Source organism: Dorea sp., from assembly GCF_977044405.1.
This window is the reverse complement of the sequence record NZ_CDRRQK010000004.1, coordinates 1-22,655: the sequence shown is the minus strand read 5'-3', so window position 1 is coordinate 22,655 and position 22,655 is coordinate 1. Positions and strand designations below refer to the sequence as shown.

General features: G+C 40.3%; 14 protein-coding genes. 12 read left to right on the top strand and 2 right to left on the bottom strand.

What is annotated here, in order from left to right:
* Positions 1-177 precede the first annotated feature (177 nt).
* The gene (locus ACWJAF_RS02830) at positions 178-1,671 is read right to left on the bottom strand and encodes a hypothetical protein (RefSeq protein WP_448862062.1); all 1,494 of its coding nucleotides are present in this window, start codon (positions 1,669-1,671) and stop codon (positions 178-180) included.
* 266 nt (positions 1,672-1,937) lie between these two features.
* On the opposite strand from ACWJAF_RS02830, the gene ACWJAF_RS02825 reads away from it, so the two are divergent.
* The 11 genes from ACWJAF_RS02825 to tuf all read left to right on the top strand — a co-directional run bounded on the left by ACWJAF_RS02825 (position 1,938) and on the right by tuf (position 21,149).
* Positions 1,938-3,698 (top strand): AMP-binding protein, encoded by a 1,761-nt coding sequence (locus tag ACWJAF_RS02825; RefSeq protein ID WP_448862060.1) that lies wholly within the window; start codon positions 1,938-1,940, stop codon positions 3,696-3,698.
* A 486-nt stretch (positions 3,699-4,184) separates the two neighbouring features.
* Positions 4,185-9,827, top strand: coding sequence for a hypothetical protein (locus tag ACWJAF_RS02820; protein WP_448862058.1), 5,643 nt, complete (start codon positions 4,185-4,187; stop codon positions 9,825-9,827).
* 298 nt (positions 9,828-10,125) lie between these two features.
* The gene (locus ACWJAF_RS02815) at positions 10,126-11,073 is read left to right on the top strand and encodes a hypothetical protein (RefSeq protein WP_448862056.1); all 948 of its coding nucleotides are present in this window, start codon (positions 10,126-10,128) and stop codon (positions 11,071-11,073) included.
* Between the two features lie 209 nt (positions 11,074-11,282).
* Positions 11,283-12,671, top strand: a complete 1,389-nt coding sequence (gene glmM, locus ACWJAF_RS02810) for a phosphoglucosamine mutase (RefSeq protein WP_296032614.1) — start codon at positions 11,283-11,285, stop codon at positions 12,669-12,671.
* Between the two features lie 116 nt (positions 12,672-12,787).
* Positions 12,788-14,626: a glutamine--fructose-6-phosphate transaminase (isomerizing) gene (gene glmS, locus ACWJAF_RS02805; RefSeq protein ID WP_448862054.1), complete on the top strand. Its 1,839-nt coding sequence runs from the start codon at positions 12,788-12,790 to the stop codon at positions 14,624-14,626.
* Between the two features lie 283 nt (positions 14,627-14,909).
* Complete coding sequence (locus tag ACWJAF_RS02800) at positions 14,910-15,848, top strand: nucleotidyltransferase family protein (protein ID WP_296032616.1); 939 nt, start codon at positions 14,910-14,912, stop codon at positions 15,846-15,848.
* A gap of 107 nt (positions 15,849-15,955) precedes the next feature.
* Complete coding sequence (locus ACWJAF_RS02795; RefSeq protein ID WP_448862052.1) at positions 15,956-16,471, top strand: VanZ family protein; 516 nt, start codon at positions 15,956-15,958, stop codon at positions 16,469-16,471.
* A 160-nt stretch (positions 16,472-16,631) separates the two neighbouring features.
* Positions 16,632-17,054 carry a 30S ribosomal protein S12 gene (gene rpsL, locus ACWJAF_RS02790; RefSeq protein WP_055281947.1) on the top strand — a complete coding sequence of 141 codons (423 nt, stop codon included), beginning with the start codon at positions 16,632-16,634 and terminating at the stop codon, positions 17,052-17,054.
* Positions 17,055-17,234: 180 nt separating this feature from the next.
* On the top strand, positions 17,235-17,705 hold the full coding sequence (gene rpsG, locus ACWJAF_RS02785; RefSeq protein WP_022415687.1) for a 30S ribosomal protein S7: 471 nt from the start codon (positions 17,235-17,237) through the stop codon (positions 17,703-17,705).
* An 18-nt stretch (positions 17,706-17,723) separates the two neighbouring features.
* On the top strand, positions 17,724-19,841 hold the full coding sequence (gene fusA, locus ACWJAF_RS02780) for an elongation factor G (RefSeq protein WP_448862050.1): 2,118 nt from the start codon (positions 17,724-17,726) through the stop codon (positions 19,839-19,841).
* A gap of 114 nt (positions 19,842-19,955) precedes the next feature.
* On the top strand, positions 19,956-21,149 hold the full coding sequence (gene tuf, locus ACWJAF_RS02775) for an elongation factor Tu (RefSeq protein ID WP_138376447.1): 1,194 nt from the start codon (positions 19,956-19,958) through the stop codon (positions 21,147-21,149).
* A gap of 513 nt (positions 21,150-21,662) precedes the next feature.
* Here the strand turns inward: tuf and ACWJAF_RS02770 are convergent.
* Positions 21,663-22,196, bottom strand: coding sequence for a helix-turn-helix domain-containing protein (locus tag ACWJAF_RS02770; RefSeq protein ID WP_075671347.1), 534 nt, complete (start codon positions 22,194-22,196; stop codon positions 21,663-21,665).
* A gap of 212 nt (positions 22,197-22,408) precedes the next feature.
* Here ACWJAF_RS02770 and ACWJAF_RS02765 point away from each other — a divergent pair, with 212 nt between their 5' ends.
* Entirely contained in the window at positions 22,409-22,600 is a 192-nt protein-coding gene (locus ACWJAF_RS02765) for a hypothetical protein (protein ID WP_016441025.1), read from the top strand.
* Positions 22,601-22,655 lie beyond the last annotated feature (55 nt).

Genomic DNA, 22,655 nt, shown 5'->3' with positions numbered 1-22,655 from the left:
AGTGTTAAAAGTAAATTTTGCCACGCACTGATGTACTTGGATTGCTTTAGTGTTAGGTTAAACCTATAATTCTTTGAATATTATTGCAGCAAATTATTAGGAATATTTTAACACATTAGCAAGGCAATGTGAAGATGTAAATACAACAGATATATTTCATAAAAATATTTCTGAATTTTAGTAATCATCCAATCTTGGCTGATGAGGCGTAATGACGGATTCTGCTTTCAGGATCTCTACGGAATGTATCGCATGTGTCAGGCAAGCATCCGGAGCGATACAAGCATCGGATTCCCAGGTGGTATTGTAAAATTCAGTAAATATCCGGTTCAAAATAATTTTGTTAGGAATACAGATATTATAATCTGGTGTGTTTTTCTTAAGTCTCAGATAAGAAAAGTCATCTGCAAGAAACAGAGTTGGCCGTGGTATATGCTGATAATCAGACAAAAGACCATTTGGCAGAATCTTAAGCTGCAGGGAATCTGAGATTTCGTGCAAATGCTTCAGGTGCTTCAGATAACGCAGACGCTGATCTGGTGTAAGGTGGATTCTGTACCCGTAAAAATCCAGTTCACCGGTAACCGTAAAGTCTGTAAATACAGAGACATAGATTAAGGCTCTGACAGGAGTTGCTGCCAGAATCTGCGCAGTGATTGCATGCATTTTTTCAAGAGCGGTACGATTAATTTTTCCAATTTCGGATACATATTTATCCACCAGTTCACGGTGAAGGTCTGATGGAAGAAAATGCTCCGTAAAATGTCCACATAGACAAGCCGGACTCTGAGCAAAGAGAGAATGCTCGTATTCGTAGGTGCGGATCATCTCGGGAATGGAGCTTCTGCGGATAAGTAATGCTTCTTTGCTGCAAAGAAGACGGAGTTTATAATAAAGTTCTGTTGACAGAGACGAATCCTCAATCGTTGTAACAGCAAGACAGTGGCTCTGATCCACTAGCATGCCGGACAGGGAGTAGATATCCTTGATAGCAAATACCATTTTTCTCTGAGCCTGCGTTCCACAATAGAGATTAAAATCAATATTTGAAAGGTTGGAAAGCAGGTTCATCAAAAATCCAGCAGTATATATTGGATCCAGACTTGTTGATTCCAGATCGATCATCAGGGAAAAATGTACACCCGGAAGCACCAGCCCTCTGTCATTATGCATACTGTTAAACTCTGCAATCAGAAGTTGATAATTCGTGTCTACATTTAGAATATCAACCATTGCATATACATTCAGAGACTGTACTTTACGGAGCGCAGGATGCTTCATCTTGAATATAAACTGATCCAGTGTCAACTCCGGATAATAGGAAATTTTGGTTGCTACCTCAGCTCCGGTAGTGGTCTGGAGTTCTTTTACATAGCTGTATTCCGATTCCAGATGGTCATAGATTGCAGGCTGCAGATCGGAAATATCCGGTACCTGATACTCGTCTAAAAAAGTTCTTACATTATCATCAGTAAGAGAATCGACGATACACTGACTGATATTCTGTAAGATAGTTTCGTGGTTCTTTTCGGTTGGAAGCAGCTTGCCGCTGATCCATTTACTAATATAAGATTCATCGTATTGTACGGCTTTGGCAAGTACGTAATTTTTTAAATTTGCCATAGAAGTCAGGTGCTCTAAAAGCACGCTGAAACGGTTCTTTTCTTTCATATAATATAATGCCCCCTCTGATACCATATAACTTAGTGTACTTTAAGGATAATAAGAAAACAAGTGAGAGGAAGTATAAAAATGCAAGAAAATCATAGAAATAAGCAAAATTGCCTCCTGAAAAGATGAAAAAATCTTGAAAAACTTGATTCAAGTGAATCAATATGCAGAAATTACCAATTCTATTGAGGATTAAAAACTTCCGTGATAGAATACGAAACATATTTACGAATAAAAATTTTCATTTAACAAGGAGAAAAGAAGAAATGGAAAGTACAGGAATAAAGTTAACAGGAAAAGCAAGTATTGACAAACCGTGGTTAAAATTCTATCCGGAAGAACTCCGTAATATGGAGACACCGGTAATTACAGTTGAAAAATTCTTAAGAGCAAAGAACCCAGATGAGAACAAAATCGCATTTGAATATTACGGAAATAAGATCACATGGAAGGAATTATGGGAAGAAGTTGACAAAGCAGCTAAGTCTTTAAAAGTTCTTGGATTTGGCGAAGGAAACAGAATCCCGTTATTCTTACAGACAGTTCCGGCACATTATATTCTTCTGCTCGCAGCAGAAAGAATCGGTGCAGCAATCATCTGTAGAGATGATATTCCGGAAGAATTATGCTTTGCAATCAGAAAGTCAAAATCAGAGACAGCATTTGTCATGGATTATACATCAAAGGCAGATGAAGAATTGTTCCGTAAAACAACACCGATGACCCGTATGATAAAGATTTCTCCGTATGACTATGCAGACAGAGATGCGGTACCAGATTATGTAGAAAAAGAGATTGCTTCCAGATATGTGGATGAGACAGAGACAACAGAAGGCGATCTTACATGGGACGAATTTCTGGCACTTGGAAAAGGTTATACAGAAGATTATATGGCACCGGAGGATGCAAACAGAGCAGTATTTGGAGCTTACACAAGTGGCTCTACAGGAATCTCCAAACTGGTTATTCATTCATCTTCTAATATAGTAGCAATTGCATTCCAGATGTCTATCTTTATCCCACCATCAGATGTACAGGAGAGATGGTGGCTGCCAATCTTGCCACCGGCACTGATCGCAGTTACAGTATCCATGACGATCTTCCCATTGTCAGCAGGACTGATTATGGTACTGGATCCGTTCTGCCCGCTGGAAGATATTGATATCGCGTTCATGGAGCAGAAGCCAAACTTCTGGGCACTGGTTCCGATGCTGTGTGAGATCCTCATGAAGAGTGACAGAATTCCGGAAGATTATGATATGTCTCACTTAAGAACCCTGGGAACAGGTGCAGAGGCAATGAACGAAAGAAAGACACAGGAAGTAGAAGCATTCTTCCACAAACATAACGTACAGGCAACGTTAAGTGCAGGTTATGGACAGAGTGAAGGATGTTCTAACTTTACACTGCCGAATCCAATGTTCCCGTTGGTAGATGGCTGCGTAGGTATGCCAATGCCTGCAACCACTATGGCAGTATTCTCGGATGATCTGGAAGAGATGAACTACGGAGAAATCGGAGAATTATGTATGACAGGTCCGGCTATGATGCTTCATTATGCAGGATGGAGAGGTACTGAACTTACAGAAAAAGCACTGATCAATCATCCAGATGGAAAATGCTGGTTACATACAGGCGATAAGGCTTACATCAATGAGCACGGAATTGTATATATCCTTGGACGTGGAACAACCGAGCGTTTCGGTGGCGGAGAGCTTTATATGATGAGAATGGAGACAAAGGCAGTACGTGTGGCTGGTGTAGAAGATGGATTCTTCTGTTTTGTACCAGATGATGAGCATGAAGGATATGTCCTTCCATACTTCTTTGTAATTCCTGATGGAACAAAGAGTCTGGATGAAATTAAAGCAGGATTAAAAGAAGCACTGGAAGATTATGAATATCCGGTAGAGATCCGTGTGATCAAAGAAAGACCATTCTTCCACTTTAAGACAAACAGAAAAGAACTGACAGCGGCAATCATGGAAGAGAAGAAAGCAAATAAGAAAGATACATCTGTTGCATAAGTATACAGATAATTTAACTAAATCAAGTAGCTGAACGGATGGTAAATATCCGCCTGACTAAGAATATAAAAGAATGCCCCGTATTTTGAATGATGTTAAAATACGGGGAAGTTTTATATCATCATGCTTTCAGAAAAAGCTGCTGGTGTCTGGTTCTTTACATTAATAAAATATAGAAGAAAAGTACCTGATGACAGATTCCGGGTATTACGACAGCTAATAAACAGAAAAGAAAATACAGGAATCTTCACAGTTTGTTTATGTAAGAAAACATGAGTAATTCTTGAATAAAACGATTAACAGTGGTATATTAGAACTGACACCAAGTAACTATTTTATATGCAAGGATATATGCAAAAAAGTGATTACATCAGCATATAGATAGGGAGGAGTATAAATATAAAATAAAGAAACGAGGTGGTCTGAGGAAAAAGGGGCAAATAATGTTAAGTATCTAATTCAAACACAAAAGAAAGGGTAGACATTATGAAAAAGAGAAGTAAAAAGCTTTTGAGCTTGTTCCTCTCTGCGATGATGGTATTCAGTGTGGTACCTGCAGTAGCTTATGCAGAACCAGCAGCAGAAGAAACCACAGCTGAACAGACAGCAGATCAGGAAGACAACACAGAAGCAGCGCAGGATGATGCCGATGCTGACACAGCAGAAGCAACTGCAAAAGAGACGGACAAAGATTCGTCAAAGACAGAAACAGCAACAAATAATGATGTTGCTACACAGGCAGAAAATAATGAGAATAAGGTAACTGTTTCAGGTATTACAATACAGACACCAACGGTCGAATTCAAAGGTGCAAATGCTGCAGTAGCAGAAGCACTCACCAAGAATGTAAAGATCGATGAAACAGATCCGGCGATCAAGGGATTACGTAAAGAACTTGAAAGCCTGGAAATCGTAGGCGGCGAGGCTGGAATTGAAGATAATGTCAGCATGATTGCCACATATGATGCAGAAGAAACAAAGAATGCATTATCAGAAGACCAGATCAATACTGTAGTAGCTATGTATCAGCAGTATCTGAACCAGTGGTCAGCCAATGCAAATGTATTAGGAGTACAGAATCCATTCTTCAGAACATTCAATGATAAAAAGGATGATTTGGGAATTCTTGGAGAAATGCTTGCGCTGGCTGGAAAGAGCGTTGATGATGTCAGAACGGGAAAATATAGTTATGACGATCTGACAGGTATGATCATTAACTTCACATATGGTGATAAACTTGGTATTCAGTATTATGGTAAAGATGTTACAGATGCAAGAGATGAAGTCCTTGATGCAGTAGAAAAATCGGGTGCTAAGACAGATGCTCAGAAGCTGCTAGTAATCAATGACTGGCTTGCACACAAGAATACATTTGACATGGGTTATATCATGAACTCTGATAAAGAAGAGGATGAGAAGCCGATGATCGCAGAGACACCTACAAAACAGGAACATTATGATGATGTATATAATGTAATCTATCAGGTGTATGAGCCACAGATTAAGGCAAACTTCCATGATCAGATTTTTGCGGGAATCGAAGATAATCTGCGTCAGCAATTCTATGAGAATGCAATTCAGAATGCAGTATATCAGCAGGTTCTTGGAAAAGATGAAAGTGAAGCTACTGATGAAGAAAAGAGTGCTGCACAGGATCAGGCAAAAGCATATGTAGAGAAGAACAAAGATGCAATCGATGAAGATCCAGATGGATTTGCAAGAGAAAACTTTGGCGATGATGCAGCAGATCAGTTAAAAGAGCAGGCTGATGCATTTATTAAAAATGCAGAAGAAAACGGTGTTGAAGTTCAGGAAGGCGTAACAATGACAGTTGAACAGCTGACCCAGAACTCAATGGCCAATGATAAGATCGTCGACCTCGACGGCGATGGAACCAATGATACCACAGCAAACGATGCAATTCCGGTTTATGCAAAACAGGCTGCATCAGGCATGACAGATGGTGTTATTAATTACTGGGAGGGTTCTCAGTTTGGAGCACTTGGAATGGGTACATCTGTATGTCTTGGATATTCCAAAGCATATTCTTACTTTGTACAGTGCCTGAATAAAGATGTATATCTGAAGACACCAAGCAAGGGATTTGACAGTAAGACAACTGTAACACAGGACGACGGAACAACTGCACAGGTATGTGATAACTGGAAATCAGCAGAAGATCTGTATTACGACAAAGATGGTAATATTGACATTGATGCCGGATATACAGTTGACCTTGTAAGAATTTCGTTCCAGTCAGAAGTTACAATGTTTGGACATACAGAGGATAACTTTGCATCTGACCATTACTGGAATGCAGTAAAGGTAAATGGCAAGTGGTACTATGTTGATCCATGTTATACAGACGTATACACAGAAGTTATGAGCCGTGACCGTGTAGAGACAGATGGCGATATGAGCCATGCATTCTTCCTGTTTAGTCATGACAGCACAGAAAGCCTGTATAGCGGAAATTACAGTGAAATCAAAACTCTTTATAAGAGTGCGGCAACAGATAAGTCTTATGAGACAGCATGGATGTCACGTGCAGCAAGTAATGTATACACAGATGGAACATATGCATATTATCTGTATGATTCAACAGACTTGTTCTCAAGAGCAAGCAGCATGTCAAGTCAGAGTTCAACAGAGTATAAGTTAGTTCGTCATAAACTGACAGATACAGATGGAACAGATGGTGACAACGATTATGAGACACTGATCAACTTCACTGATAAAGAAAATGAAGATGATGACGATACATTCGTAAGTGTACTGAATAAAGACGGAAAACTGGAAAAGAATGCAGCTCTTACAAAACTGTATGCACAGTTCTTAGACGAGCAGAGTATTTATCCATCTATTGGTCTTACAGCAGCACTTTATAATGGTAAGATTTACTTTAACGTATCTAACGATATTATGTCTTATGACCTTACAAGTGGAGAGGTTGCAACTGTAAAAGAATACAATACAGTATCAGCAACAAGAGATAAGACAAATGTATTTGGTGGTATGGCATTCACAACTGTAGCAGATGAAAAGAATGCAGACTTCACAGTTAAGAACCACCCAATCGCAGGATTGACAATCAAAGAAGATGGAACTATGGTTGTTTCTATCGCTACAAACTTTGCGTTCATCTCTGGAAAGAGCAGTATGACAGATCATTCAAGCTATGGATATGAATACGAAGAGACAGATTATAATCCAAACTATACAAACTACAAGAAATACGCAAGCATCATGGGAAATCAGCCAAATGACAATGATGAGTTCATGTGGTCAGCAAACTTTGTTGATAAAGTAAGTATGAAGACACTTACAGGTGACTCTCATAGTTATGAAAAAGTTTCTGTACCGGCAACTTGCGGACGTAATGCTTTTACAGAAGAGCGTTGTTCTGACTGTGGTCTGATTAAAGCAGATACACGCAAAGAACAGAAAGATACAGCTCATGAACATCATTATATTAAATTCCATGAAGTATATTACACAACTTCCGATGATGGAAAGACTAACGAAGCAGACAACTACGTTTGCCCAGAGTGCGGAGCTTGTATTACAGAACCAGTAAAATCCCAGTATGAACAGGCAAATACAAACTACGAAAAGAGAAAGAAAATCTGGGATGCAGCTCAGGAAAATGCAAAAGAAGGACATAATTACACAGTAACAGATGGTACATGGAGTGATGACAACTCAAGTGTTACATTCCAGAATCTGAGATGTGAATCTTGTTACGAGCAGAAAGATAAGCTTGACTGCTTACTTAGCTCAGATACAAATGAAACAAACAAAGCAAACTATGATTCTATCGACAAAGCACTTTCTGAGAAAGTGACAGCTAAGGCAGAACTTGTAAGTCACACAGGAACTTGTGATAAAGGCGTGACAGCAAACTACAAGGCAACTGGTAAAACAGACGACGGAATCCGTTACACAGCAACAACAAGCAAAACAACAGAAGCTGGTAAGCATCAGTATACAGGTAAATTCAACTGGAAAGAAAAAGAAGATGCAGACGGCAAAGGCACAGGCGAATACACAGCAACCGTATCTGACGTGAAGTGTAGTGTCTGCGGTGACGAGCCAAAAGACGACCAGATTACTGTAACAGTTGCAAAAGATGAAAAGGCCAGCGTAGCAGCAACCTGTGAAGCGGCTGGTAAAGATGTCTGGACAGCAACCGTATCTGTAAAAGATGGAGACAATGAAGTTGGAACTCTTGAAGATACAAAAGAAGTTGAGTTAAAAGCTCTTGGCCATAAATATAGTGAACCAGAATTTACATGGACAAAGGGTGACAACAATACTTATACAGTAAAAGCAAAACGTACATGCAAAAACGATGCATCTCATGTAGAAGAAGTTGATGCAAAAGTAACAGAGAAGACAGATGGAGCAAGCTGTACAGAAGCAGGAAAGATTACTTACACAGCAACAGCAACATTTGACGGAAAAGATTATACAGATACAAAGACAGAAAACGTGGATGCTCTTGGCCACAATTATGGTGAACCAGAGTGGAAATGGTCTAAGAACGAAGAAGATGGAACATGGACAGCTGTAGCAGTATTTACATGTACAAGATGTAAAGATGAGCAGCAGGAAGTTGGAAAAGTTACATCTGAAAGAACAGAACCTACCTGTGAAGAAAAAGGTAAGGTTGTATACACAGCAAAAGCTACTTTCGAAGGTAAAGAATATACTGGAACAAAGACTGTAGAACTGAAGGCTAAGGGACACAGCTACGGAGATCCAACATTCAACTGGACAAAGGGTGACAATAACACATACACAGCAACAGCTACATTTACATGTAAGAATGATGCATCTCATGTTGAGACTGTTGACGCTAAGGTAACAGAGAAGACAGATGGAGCAAGCTGTACAGAAGCAGGAAAGATCACATATACAGCAACAGTAACATTTGACGGAAAAGACTATACAGATACTAAGACAGAAAACGTTGAAGCACTTGGACATGACTATAAAGTCTCAGATAAAGATGGATGGAAATGGACAGCAGATAAAGAGAAAGGATATACAGCAGTTGCAACATTCAAGTGCAGCCGTTGTGGAGATTCTCATAAGGAAGAAGCAGTTGTTACGAAGGAAGAAAAGAACGGACAGATCATCTACACAGCAAATGCTGAGTACACAGATGCAAATGGCAAGAAGTTCACAGCAACAGCTACAAAGAATGCAAAAATGTCTGTATCTTACATGGTTCACCGTCAGGATTTAGATTGGGAAACTGATTGGAAGAAAGACGGCGAAGAATCAGGAACTGTTGGACAGTCTAAGAGATTAGAGGCTATTAGAATCAAATTACCAGATGGTGTATCAGGATCTATCGAATATCGTACACATGTACAGGATCTCGGATGGGAAAAGACATGGAGTAAAGATGGAGAAGAATCCGGTACAGAAGGACAGTCAAAGAGGCTGGAAGCAATCCAAATCAGACTGACAGGTGAGGTTGCAGAAAATTATGACGTATACTATAGTGTACATGCTCAGGATTTCGGATGGCTCGGATGGGCTAAGAACGGAGAAGAAGCGGGAACATCTGGTTACGGATACAGACTGGAAGCAATCAAAATCCAGCTTGTTGCCAAAGGTGACAAAGCGCCTGCAAGCGATAAAGAAGCTATGGAATCAAGACTCGTAGGATACCAGACACATGTACAGGACTATGGTACTCAGAAATATGTATATGATGGCGCTATGGCAGGTACAGAAGGCGAAGCAAAACGTATGGAATCTATCCGGATGTTGCTTCCATCTTCCGCAAACAGTGCAATCCAGTACAGATCTCATGTACAGGATTATGGATGGGAGAAGAACTGGGCATCTAATGGAGCATTATCGGGAACAACAGGTAAGTCAAAGAGACTGGAAGCAATCCAGATTAAGCTGTCTGGTGATGCAGCAGAAAAGTATGATGTATATTACAGAGTACATGCTCAGGATTATGGATGGCTTGGATGGGCTAAGAATGGTGAATCTTCAGGAACAGAAGGACATTCAAAACGTCTTGAGGCAATTGAAGTACGTCTGATTCCAAAGGGAACAACTCCAAACCTTCCAACATCAGCAAATGCAAAAACGTTTATTAAATAATGTTTGAATCTGTTATCTGGTTAGTGACAGTGTAGAATGCGAAGAAGCAAGGTATAATGCAAAAAGTTATACCTTGCTTTTTGATTGATGTGCGTTCGGAAGAAGCTGTCAGTGGCAACATCTGTAGATAATGAAAAATGCCGAAAGTTATAAATGGAAGATTTGTAAATGTTGTATGAAAATCTTTAAATTTAAAATAGAGAAAGACACAAAATGTTCACAAAAGGTTGAAAAAAAAGAAAAATATGGTATGATAAAGACTAGAACTGAAAATTATTATTAATAGGGGGAAACGAAAGTGAAGAAAAGAACGTTAACCAAAGCAATTGTACTTTCACTTGCTACTACTCTTACTGTAGGAACAGCAACTGTAAGTACATACGCAGCTGATACAAGCGCTGTCAGCAGCACATTATCTAACGTATCAATTCCATCTATCTCAGGATACAGCATTGGCAATTCATCATTAGACTCACAGGCAAAAGCAGCCCTGAAGTCAAAAGCAACAGAGATTATGAACAGTGGTAAGTACGTAGATGCAACAAAGAGCACTTATGTTAAATTCAACGGAAGTCCAGTTCAGAAAGTAACTTATGATGGAAATGCACATGGATTATCAGCAGAAATCCGTGCAACAATCGGAAGCGCAAAAGTAGCAGATGCTAACATGTTCTATGTAGGTGCTACAGAGGCTGGTACATATTATGCATCCGCTCAGGCTCCGACACAGCCGGGATTCTATTATGTTGCAGCATACTATGTTGGAAGCGACGAGTATTATCCAATTATTGCATATGGTATTATTGTGATTGAGCCGGCAAAGACTCCGGACAAGCCGGATGTAGATCCGGATCCGACACCAACACCAGATCCGACACCGACACCAGACCCAACACCGGATCCAACACCAACACCAGATCCGACACCGACACCAGACCCAACACCGGATCCAACACCAACACCAGATCCGACACCGACACCGGATCCGACACCAACACCAGATCCGACACCAAGACCGGATTCAAAAGATAATAAGACAACAGACAACAATAAGAACAATACAGCAAATAATAAGAACACATCTGCTACAAAGACAAGCACAACAGCTAAAAAAGCTGATGCAGCACAGCAGAAGAAAGCTCCTAAGACAGCTGATACAGCAAACTATGTATGGTACATGGTTACATTACTTGCAGCTGGTGTAATTAGCGCAGCAATTCTTATGATGAGAAAAAGAAGAAAATAATACAACGGATTAATTGATTCGAAGTATTAACCGGACAAATGAGGTAAACTTGTTTGTCCGGTTTTTTTCGTATAACAGGAGTGTATTTGCACATATGCGTACTTTTTTTGCCACTTTTGCTTGAAGTTAAGTCCAATAACAACTATAATAGGTTCAGTTACTTGATAATGGAATGACTAAAAAAATATTATAATTTTAGGAGAATACATATGGGAAGATATTTTGGAACGGATGGTTTCCGTGGAGAAGCTAACAACAACTTAACAGCAGATCATGCATACAAGATTGGAAGATTTCTTGGATGGTATTATGGAGAAGTGAAGCGTCAAAGTGGTGACGAGACACCGGCACGTATTGTAATTGGTAAGGATACAAGACGTTCCAGCTACATGTTCGAATATACGCTGGTTGGCGGACTGGTAGCCTCCGGAGCAGATGCTTATCTTCTGCATGTTACAACAACTCCATCTGTAGCATATGTCGCAAGAACAGATGAGTTTGACTGTGGAATTATGATCTCTGCAAGTCACAACCCATACTATGATAATGGTATCAAACTGATCAATGGTAATGGAGAAAAGATGGATGAAGGAACCATCGCATTGGTGGAAGATTATCTGGATGGAAAGCTCGAAGTATTCGGAGAAAAATACGAAGAGATTCCATTTGCACACACATCCAAGATCGGACGTACCGTTGATTATGTATCAGGAAGAAACAGATATATCGGTTACCTGATTTCTCTTGGCCTCTATTCATTCAAGGGAATGAAAGTTGGTCTGGACTGCGCAAACGGAAGTTCATGGAACCTTGCAAAGTCAGTATTTGATGCACTTGGCGCCAAGACTTATGTGATCAATGCAGAGCCTGATGGAACAAACATTAATAACAATGCCGGCTCTACCCACATCGGCGGACTTCAGAAGTTCGTAGTGGAAAATGGACTGGACGTTGGATTTGCGTATGACGGAGATGCCGACAGATGTCTGTGTGTGGATGAAAAAGGTAATCTGGTGGATGGAGATGCAATCCTCTATATCTATGGAAAATACATGAAAGAACGTGGCAAACTGGAGAATAATACAGTTGTTACTACAGTTATGTCTAACTTTGGATTATACAAAGCATTTGACGAAGCCGGAATTGGTTATGCGAAGACAGCTGTCGGAGATAAATATGTATATGAATATATGACAAAGAATGGCTGTATTCTCGGTGGAGAACAGTCAGGACACATCATTTTCTCAAAATATGCTTCCACAGGAGACGGTATCCTTACCAGTCTTAAGATGATGGAAGTTATGATGGCAAGAAAGAAAAAGATGAGTGAACTGATGGAAGGCCTGCACATTTACCCACAGGTACTGGAAAATGTACGTGTGACAGATAAGAAGGCAGCACAGGACGACGCAGACGTACAGGCTGCAGTAAAAGCCGTTACAGAAGCGCTTGGAGATACCGGACGTATTCTGGTTCGTGAATCCGGAACAGAACCGCTTCTTCGTGTAATGGTGGAAGCAGAGACAGAAGAAGTCTGCAAAAAGTATGTAGATCAGGTTGTTGATGTGGTTAACAAGAAAGGCTATGCAGTAAAATAGCAATATAGAATGCAAATATTGGAAAGGTTTCTGTTGTTTGCACAGTGTGTGAACAGCAGCACAAAAGGATAAAGAAAGAGTACACTATAGTATAAGAAGACAGGAGAACGAATTTTATGTGTGGAATTGTAGGATTTACAGGTAATCATCAGGCGGCACCGGTCTTACTGGACGGATTGTCAAAACTGGAATATCGTGGTTATGACTCTGCCGGAATTGCGGTAAGGGACGGAGAAAAAGATGTAGAAGTCATCAAGGCAAAAGGAAGACTGAAAGTTCTTGCAGAAAAGACCAGTGATGGAGAAGCTGTAAAAGGAACTTGCGGTATCGGACATACAAGATGGGCAACACATGGAGAGCCATCTGAGAACAATGCACATCCACATACCAGTGATGATGGAAATGTAGTGGCAGTTCATAATGGAATTATTGAAAATTATCAGGAACTGAAGGATAAGCTTGTACGTAAAGGATATACATTCTATTCAGAGACAGATACGGAAGTTGCTGTAAAACTTGTAGATTACTATTATAAAAAATACGAAGGAACACCGGTAGATGCAATCAATCATGCACTGGTCCGTATCCGTGGTTCTTATGCACTTGCCATGATGTTCAGAGATTATCCGGAAGAAATTTATGTGGCAAGAAAAGACAGCCCGATGATTCTTGGTGTTGCAAATGGAGAGTCTTATATCGGTTCAGATGTACCGGCAATTTTAAAATATACAAGAGAAGTATATTATATCGGCAACCAGGAGATGGCACGTGTCCGCAAAGGTGAGATTACGTTCTACAACCTGGACGGTGAAGAGATTGAAAAAGAATTAAAGACGATCGAATGGGATGCAGAAGCAGCAGAAAAAGCAGGTTACGAGCATTTCATGATCAAAGAGATCCACGAGCAGCCAAAAGCAGTTGCAGACACACTGAACTCAGTGGTAAAAGAGGGTGTGATCGATCTTTCGGAAGTAGGACTTTCAGAGGAAGAGATAAAGGGAATCAGCCAGATCTATATTGTGGCGTGTGGTTCGGCATACCATGTAGGCGTTGCGGCACAGTATGTACTGGAAGACCTTGCAAGAATTCCTGTCCGCGTAGAGCTGGCATCAGAATTCCGTTACCGTAATCCGATCTTAGATCCAAATGGTCTGGTGATCATTATCAGCCAGTCCGGAGAGACTGCAGACAGTCTGGCTGCACTTAGAGAGTCTAAGAAACAGGGTGTTAAGACACTTGGTATTGTAAATGTGATCGGCTCATCTATCGCAAGAGAGGCAGATAATGTATTCTATACACTGGCAGGACCTGAAATTGCTGTTGCAACTACAAAAGCATACAGCACACAGCTGATTGCGTCTTATGTACTGGCAATCCAGTTTGCGAAGATCAGAGAACAGATCACAGAAGAACAGTACACAGGATATATTGAAGAATTAAAGACAATTCCGGATAAGATCAGCAGAATTATTGAAGATAAAGAACGACTTCAGTGGTTTGCGTCAAAGCAGGTAAATGCAAAAGATATTTTCTTTATCGGACGTGGCATTGATTATGCGATTTCATTAGAGGGAAGTCTTAAGATGAAGGAAATCAGTTACATTCATTCCGAAGCATATGCTGCGGGAGAGTTAAAACATGGAACCATCTCTCTGATTGAAGATGGTACACTCGTAATTGGTGTCCTGACCCAGCCGGAGTTATACGAAAAGACATTGAGTAATATGGTAGAATGTAAGAGCCGTGGGGCATATCTTATGGGACTTACAACATTTGGACATTATAATATTGAGGAAAATTCAGATTTTTCTGTATACATTCCGAAGACAGATCCTCACTTTGCAACATCGCTGGCAGTTATTCCACTGCAGTTGCTTGGATACTATGTATCTGTAGCAAAGGGACTGGATGTAGATAAACCGAGAAACCTTGCGAAGAGTGTTACAGTAGAATAATGCAGGAATGTGAATGAAAATATAGGTCATTTATGATTGTGTAATAAGAGAATATTAAGACATTCTGGAATGAAAATTAGAAAATAAAAAGCTGTGTTACAACAGATTATGTCGAATTGGCATTGTTTGTAACACAGCTTTTTGAATATCTTGTATGTGGAAGAAGCTACCGGTGATAAAGTTGGAGTAAAGTTTAAGAAATGTTTCATAGAAGAATGCGGAAAATTGTGCTATACTGAATCTAACCGTGAAAAAGACAAATGAACAAAGGAGAAAAAGGATTATGAAAACAGCATTAGTCATCATGGCTGCGGGAATGGGTTCTCGTTTTGGTGGTGGAATTAAGCAGTTGGAACCAGTTGGACCAAATGGGGAGATTATTATGGATTATTCAATCCATGATGCAATTGAAGCTGGATTCAATAAAGTTGTATTTATTATTCGTAAAGATATCAAAGATGCGTTTCACGATGCAATCGGAAAACGTATCGAAGGAATCTGTAATGAGCTTGGTGTAGAATTTGCATATGCATATCAGGAACTGGATGATCTTCCGGAAGGAATCGAAAAACCGGCAGACAGAAGCAAACCATGGGGAACAGGACAGGCAGTACTGGTATGTAAAGACATTATTAAAGAACCATTTGTAGTGATCAACGCAGACGATTATTACGGAAAAGAAGCATTTGTAAAGATTCATGAATTCCTGGTTAGTAATTATACACCGGAAAAAGCAGAGGAACTCTGCATGGCAGGATTCATTCTTGGCAATACTTTAAGTGATAACGGAACTGTTACAAGAGGAATCTGTGCAATTGATGAAAATGAATATCTGACAGATGTTGTTGAGACATACGAGATTAAAAAGACAGAAGACGGAGCAGAGTCTCAGGGCAATAAAATCGATGTAAACTCACATGTATCTATGAATATGTGGGGACTGACTCCTGAATTTGTAGGACTTCTGGAAGAGGGATTTGTAGAGTTCTTTGAAAATATTAAAGGAGACGAAGCAAAAGAATTAAAAGGAGAGTACCTGCTTCCAATCTATATTGACGAACTCCTGAAAAAAGGAAAAGTAAGTGTTAAACTTCTGGAGACACAGGATAAATGGTTTGGCGTCACATACAAAGAAGACAAACCGGTTGTGGTAGAGTCATTTGCAAAACTGATTGCAGAGGGTGTATACAAAAATGATCTGTTTTCAGACCTGCAGGCGTAATAACTGAGGAAGGATATATAGGATTGGTGTTTACGGATATAAATGATCTGTATTGAAGATCACAGTCTATGATCTGAAAAATAATAAAGGATTAAGATAAAAAGAATATGACAGGAAATAGGATCAAAAGAAAGAAAGCGGGAATCATCTGGCTGACTATTACAATCATTTGGATGGTAGTGATTTTTTCTTTCTCTGCAAGAGAAGCGGATGAATCGGCGGCAATGAGTCATTCGGTTGGAAAAGAGATAGGACGGCTTGTAATCCCGGAATTTAGATCCTGGTCAGAAGATAAGCAGGAGCAATTTGCGGAAAAAATTGATTTTCCGGTACGCAAATGTGCACATGCATCAGAATACGCAGTCCTTGGTGTATTGATACTGGGGACTGCGTACTCATTTTCAGAAGACCAGAAGAAAAAAACGGTACTTCTTAGCTGGGGGGTGGCAACCTTGTATGCAGCAACGGATGAATTTCATCAGTTGTTTGTACCGGGGCGGAGCTGCCAGTTCAGGGATGTCTGTATTGACAGTGCCGGGGCATTGACCGGGGTTCTTCTATTTAGCTTGATAAAGCACAAAATTGAAAAATCCAGTGAAAAGAAAAAAACATGTAAAATCTAGAAGAAAAGTGGCAAAAAACGTGATAAATCAAGGAAAATCCCTTGACAAGAGCCGGGATTCGTACTAAACTAATCAAGCGTGCACAGGACAACTTTGTTTTGATGTGCGACTATTCACAAGATGAATAAGCAACTTATTATAATCGTAGGAGGTGAAAGAAATGCCAACATTTAACCAGTTAGTAAAAAAAGGACGTCAGACATCTGTAAAGAAGTCTACAGCACCAGCACTTCAGAAAGGATACAACTCTTTAAAGAAGAGAAGTACAAATACTTCTGCACCACAGAAGAGAGGTGTTTGTACAGCTGTTAAGACTGCTACACCTAAGAAACCTAACTCAGCTCTTAGAAAGATCGCCAGAGTACGTCTGTCTAACGGAATCGAAGTAACAAGCTATATCCCAGGAGAAGGACACAACCTTCAGGAGCATAGTGTTGTTCTGATCCGTGGAGGAAGAGTAAAAGACCTTCCAGGTACAAGATACCATATCGTAAGAGGAACACTTGATACAGCAGGTGTTGCTAAGAGAAGACAGGCTCGTTCTAAATACGGTGCTAAGAGACCAAAAGATGCTAAGAAATAAATCTATTGCATAGACAACAGATAAGATTTCAAACCAATTAAAAATGTAATCACAAACAGAACTATGATTATGTAAGTTGCAAGGTATATATATGTATGCCCTATGCACTACACAGTATCATTAGAAAGACACATGTGAGTACCGATGAATTAAATTAAGATGTTTAAGGAGGGAAGGACCGTGCCACGTAAAGGACATACTCAGAAAAGAGACGTATTAGCGGATCCAGTATACAACAATAAAGTGGTAACCAAGCTTGTCAACAACATTATGCTTGATGGTAAGAAGGGTGTTGCACAGAAAATCGTATACGGAGCGTTTGAAAGAGTTGAAGCAAAAGCCGAAAAGCCAGCTATCGAAGTATTTGAAGAGGCTATGAATAACATCATGCCAGTACTTGAGGTAAAGGCTAGACGTATCGGAGGAGCTAACTACCAGGTACCAATCGAGGTTAGACCTGAGAGAAGACAGACTCTTGCACTTCGTTGGCTGACAGTATACTCTCGTGCTAGAGGAGAGAAAACAATGGAAGAAAGACTGGCTAACGAAATCCTGGATGCAGCAAACAATACAGGCGCATCTGTAAAGAAGAAAGAAGACATGCACAAGATGGCAGAAGCAAACAAAGCATTTGCTCATTATCGTTTCTAATTATAGGAGGAAAAAATCTTGGCTGGAAGAGAATATCCATTAGAGAGAACAAGAAATATCGGTATTATGGCGCATATCGATGCTGGTAAGACTACTCTTACCGAGCGTATCCTGTACTATACCGGTGTTAACTATAAGATTGGAGATACTCACGAAGGTACTGCTACCATGGACTGGATGGAACAGGAGCAGGAAAGAGGTATCACAATCACTTCTGCGGCTACAACATGCCACTGGACACTCGAAGAGTTCACAAAACCTAAAAAGGGAGCTCTTGAGCACCGTATCAATATCATTGATACTCCGGGACACGTTGACTTTACTGTAGAGGTTGAGCGTTCACTCCGTGTACTGGACGGCGCTGTCGGCGTCTTCTGTGCTAAGGGTGGTGTTGAGCCTCAGTCAGAAAACGTATGGCGTCAGGCTGACACATACAATGTACCAAGAATGGCATTCATCAATAAGATGGATATCCTGGGTGCCGATTTCTACAATGCAGTAGACCAGATTAAGACCAGACTTGGAAAGAACGCTATTTGTCTTCAGTTACCAATCGGTAAAGAAGATGACTTCAAGGGAATCATTGACCTGATGGAAATGAAAGCTTACATCTACAACGATGATAAGGGAGATGATATTTCCGTTACAGATATCCCGGAAGATATGGCAGACGACGCAGAACTTTACCATACAGAAATGGTAGAAAAGATCTGCGATCTTGATGACGATCTGATGATGCAGTATCTTGAAGGTGAAGAACCATCTATCGATGATATGAAGAAAGCACTCAGAAAAGCAACTTGCGAGTGTACAGCAGTTCCTGTTTGCTGTGGATCAGCTTACAGAAACAAAGGTGTACAGAAACTCCTTGATGCAATCCTTGAGTACATGCCTGCACCAACAGATATCCCACCAATCGAAGGTGTGGATGAGGATGGAAACGATGTTGTAAGACATTCTTCAGACGAAGAGCCATTCTCAGCACTTGCATTCAAGATTATGACAGACCCATTCGTTGGTAAGCTGGCATACTTCAGAGTTTACTCTGGTACAATGAACTCAGGTTCTTATGTACTGAATGCTACAAAGAATAAAAAAGAGCGTGTTGGACGTATCCTTCAGATGCATGCCAACAAGCGTGAAGAGCTTGATAAAGTATATTCAGGTGATATCGCAGCCGCTATCGGATTTAAATTCACTACAACAGGTGATACAATCTGTGACGAGCAGCATCCTGTAATTCTGGAATCAATGGAATTCCCGGAACCAGTTATCGAGCTTGCTATCGAGCCTAAGACAAAAGCTTCCCAGGGTAAACTTGGTGAATCTCTTGCAAAACTGGCTGAAGAAGACCCTACATTCCGTGCTCATACTGATCAGGAAACTGGACAGACAATCATCGCCGGAATGGGAGAGCTCCATCTTGAAATTATCGTAGACAGACTTCTTCGTGAGTTCAAGGTAGAAGCTAACGTAGGTGCTCCTCAGGTTGCTTACAAAGAAGCATTTACAAAACCAGTTGATATTGATAGCAAATATGCTAAACAGTCAGGTGGACGTGGACAGTACGGACACTGTAAAGTTAAATTTGAGCCAATGGATGTTAACGGTGAGGAAACATTCAAATTCGAATCTACTGTAGTTGGTGGAGCTATTCCTAAGGAATACATCCCAGCTGTAGGCGAAGGTATCGAAGAGGCTATGCAGTCTGGTATCCTTGGAGGATTCCCGGTTGTAGGTCTTAAGGCTAACGTATATGACGGATCTTACCATGAAGTCGATTCAAGTGAAATGGCTTTCCATATTGCAGGTTCTCTTGCATTTAAGGATGCTATGAAGAAGGCATCTCCAGTTCTTCTTGAGCCTATCATGAGAGTTGAAGTTACTATGCCAGAAGAGTACATGGGTGACGTTATTGGAGACATTAACTCACGTCGTGGACGTATCGAAGGTATGGATGACCTCGGTGGTGGAAAGATCGTTCGTGGATTCGTTCCATTGTCAGAAATGTTTGGATACTCTACAGATTTACGTTCCAGAACACAGGGACGTGGTAACTACTCAATGTTCTTCGAGAAATATGAGCCAGTACCGAAGTCTGTACAGGAGAAGATTTTATCCAGCAAAAATGACTAATTATTTATAAAATGCTTGAAAAAGTGCTACATTTGAAATATAATCAAATGTAGCCGAGCAAACGAACAATTTGTTAATATGCCATATGGCACTAAATTAAGGAGGATATTCAAAATGGCTAAAGCTAAATTTGAAAGAACAAAACCGCATTGTAATATCGGTACTATCGGTCACGTTGACCACGGTAAAACAACTCTTACAGCTGCTATCACAAAGACACTTGCAGCAAGAGTTGAAGGAAACGCTGCTGTAGATTTCGAAAATATCGACAAAGCTCCAGAAGAAAGAGAACGTGGAATCACAATCTCTACAGCTCACGTTGAGTATGAGACAGAGAAACGTCACTATGCACACGTTGACTGCCCAGGACATGCTGACTACGTTAAGAACATGATCACAGGAGCTGCTCAGATGGACGGAGCTATCCTTGTTGTAGCTGCTACTGATGGTGTTATGGCTCAGACAAGAGAGCACATCCTGCTTTCTCGTCAGGTAGGTGTTCCTTACATCGTTGTATTCATGAACAAATGTGACATGGTTGACGATGAAGAACTTCTTGAATTAGTAGAAATGGAAATCCGTGAACTCCTTGACGAGTATGAATTCCCAGGAGATGATACTCCAATCATCCAGGGATCAGCTCTTAAAGCTCTTGAAGATCCAATGTCAGAGTGGGGAGACAAAATCATGGAACTCATGGATGCTGTAGATTCTTACATCCCAGATCCAGAGCGTGATACAGATAAGCCATTCCTTATGCCAGTAGAGGACGTATTCTCTATCACAGGACGTGGTACAGTTGCTACAGGTAGAGTAGAGCGTGGTGTTCTTCATGTATCTGACGAAGTAGAAATCGTTGGTATTCACGAAGAGACTAAGAAGACTGTTGTAACAGGTGTTGAAATGTTCCGTAAACTTCTTGATGAAGCTCAGGCTGGTGACAACATCGGTGCACTTCTTCGTGGTATCCAGAGAACAGAAATCGAAAGAGGACAGGTTCTTTGTAAACCAGGTTCAGTAACATGCCATCACAAATTCACAGCTCAGGTATACGTACTGACAAAAGACGAAGGTGGACGTCATACTCCATTCTTCAACAACTATCGTCCACAGTTCTACTTCAGAACAACAGACGTAACAGGTGTTTGCGACCTTCCAGAAGGTGTTGAAATGTGCATGCCTGGTGACAACGTAGAAATGACAATCGAACTGATTCACCCAGTTGCTATGGAGCAGGGACTTCGTTTCGCTATCCGTGAAGGTGGACGTACTGTAGGATCAGGACGTGTTGCTACAATCATCGAGTAATACAATCTGAATATAGATTTGTTATCGCAAGATAACGTTGTGTCCAAACGTAAGATACCCCAGAAACCTTGTGTTTCTGGGGTTTTTCTGTTGCTTAAAAAAGTTAAATAAGTCGGAAAAGAATAACGAATGATAAAGAAAAACGGTTGCCGGGAGAGAGTCCTGACAACCGTTTGTGATAACAGAATGATAACAAAATTTTGAAAGTTGATTGACAAATTTGAAATCAATGCTACACTACCACTATAATTAAGTTAGCAATAGGTTCTGGTTCGATTCCAGATATCGCCACCATATTAGGAATTCTTTTGAGTTCTATGATTTCGGGAATAGTATATGACATCGAAAAGTGCATTTACAAGAAAGGAATTGATATTATGAAAAAAGAAATCTTATTAGTAGGTCTGGGTATTTGCGGCGATATGGTGTAATGGTAGCATGGAATAATAAGCAATTCCCCCAGACCACCAAAAATAAAGAGCTCTTCGTGAGCTCTTTTTCTTATGCACAAAATTAAGTCAGATCATATGTCTTGATGTCATTGCCTTCAGTGCCCTTCTTAACGATAGTATGGCAACCTATCGTAGTTCCCATAGCACGCAGTTTCCATTCTTCCTGGGTAGCGTTGAGCTTATCCAGTTCTTCCTGTCTTTTATCTTCATCTTCAATAGCTAATATTTCAGCTTTTTCCTTTTCATAGACACTTTTAAATTGACACCATTTCCTGAAAAAGTCCTGCATTGTAGGATTATCAAAAGTCAGTGAAATCTTCTGCTCAGGTGTCTCGGCAAGTGAGAGGTTCACTGAATTATCAATAGAAAACAACAGAGAGAGTACATCTCCGACTGTTTCAATATTAAAATCCAGAAAAACACTTACATTTAATCCCAGCGCAGTTGCTATCTTTTCTAACTGATCCGGTTTTGGATTTCGGATTCCAAGTTCATATTTTCTGATCGTACCTACGTTAATGCCGGACAGCTCGGCTAACTGTATCTGACTGTATCCTCTGAATTCCCGGTATGCCCGGATTTTTTTACCTACCATAACATGCTGCCTCCTTAATAATATTTGTGCTTCTATTCTAGCACAAAAGTGAATGATACAAAAGAGTGAGATTTAACAAATTGCTGATACGCAAGCAATATGCATGGAATTGAAAAAATAAATTCGCAAATGTTTATTGACAAATTCACAAAAGTGAATTATTATAAGAGAACAACGTAAGAGTCACAAAAGTGACTGGAAAGGAGGACGCTATGAGAACTAATTATATGATGAATGTTGATGATGTCATGGAAGAATTAGGTGTGAAACGCAGTAAAGCATATTCTATTCTGAAGCAGCTCAATGATGAACTGGCAAAGGAAGGATATGTAGCAGTTCGTGGAAAGATTCCACGTCCCTACTGGGAAACAAAATTTTATGGATGCTCTCAGAGAGCAGTATGAAGGAGGAGTTAAGATGTCAGCTTACAAGGACAAAACACAGGGAACCTGGTATGTG

What these genes read in the sequence shown, in the direction of transcription:
- ACWJAF_RS02830 (WP_448862062.1), bottom strand. Translation starts at nt 1,671, where the DNA reads ATGAAAGAAAAGAACCGTTTCAGCGTGCTTTTAGAGCACCTGACTTCT.
- ACWJAF_RS02825 (WP_448862060.1), top strand. Translation starts at nt 1,938, where the DNA reads ATGGAAAGTACAGGAATAAAGTTAACAGGAAAAGCAAGTATTGACAAA.
- ACWJAF_RS02820 (WP_448862058.1), top strand. Translation starts at nt 4,185, where the DNA reads ATGAAAAAGAGAAGTAAAAAGCTTTTGAGCTTGTTCCTCTCTGCGATG.
- glmM (WP_296032614.1), top strand. Translation starts at nt 11,283, where the DNA reads ATGGGAAGATATTTTGGAACGGATGGTTTCCGTGGAGAAGCTAACAAC.
- glmS (WP_448862054.1), top strand. Translation starts at nt 12,788, where the DNA reads ATGTGTGGAATTGTAGGATTTACAGGTAATCATCAGGCGGCACCGGTC.
- ACWJAF_RS02800 (WP_296032616.1), top strand. Translation starts at nt 14,910, where the DNA reads ATGAAAACAGCATTAGTCATCATGGCTGCGGGAATGGGTTCTCGTTTT.
- ACWJAF_RS02795 (WP_448862052.1), top strand. Translation starts at nt 15,956, where the DNA reads ATGACAGGAAATAGGATCAAAAGAAAGAAAGCGGGAATCATCTGGCTG.
- rpsL (WP_055281947.1), top strand. Translation starts at nt 16,632, where the DNA reads ATGCCAACATTTAACCAGTTAGTAAAAAAAGGACGTCAGACATCTGTA.
- tuf (WP_138376447.1), top strand. Translation starts at nt 19,956, where the DNA reads ATGGCTAAAGCTAAATTTGAAAGAACAAAACCGCATTGTAATATCGGT.
- ACWJAF_RS02770 (WP_075671347.1), bottom strand. Translation starts at nt 22,196, where the DNA reads ATGGTAGGTAAAAAAATCCGGGCATACCGGGAATTCAGAGGATACAGT.
- ACWJAF_RS02765 (WP_016441025.1), top strand. Translation starts at nt 22,409, where the DNA reads ATGAGAACTAATTATATGATGAATGTTGATGATGTCATGGAAGAATTA.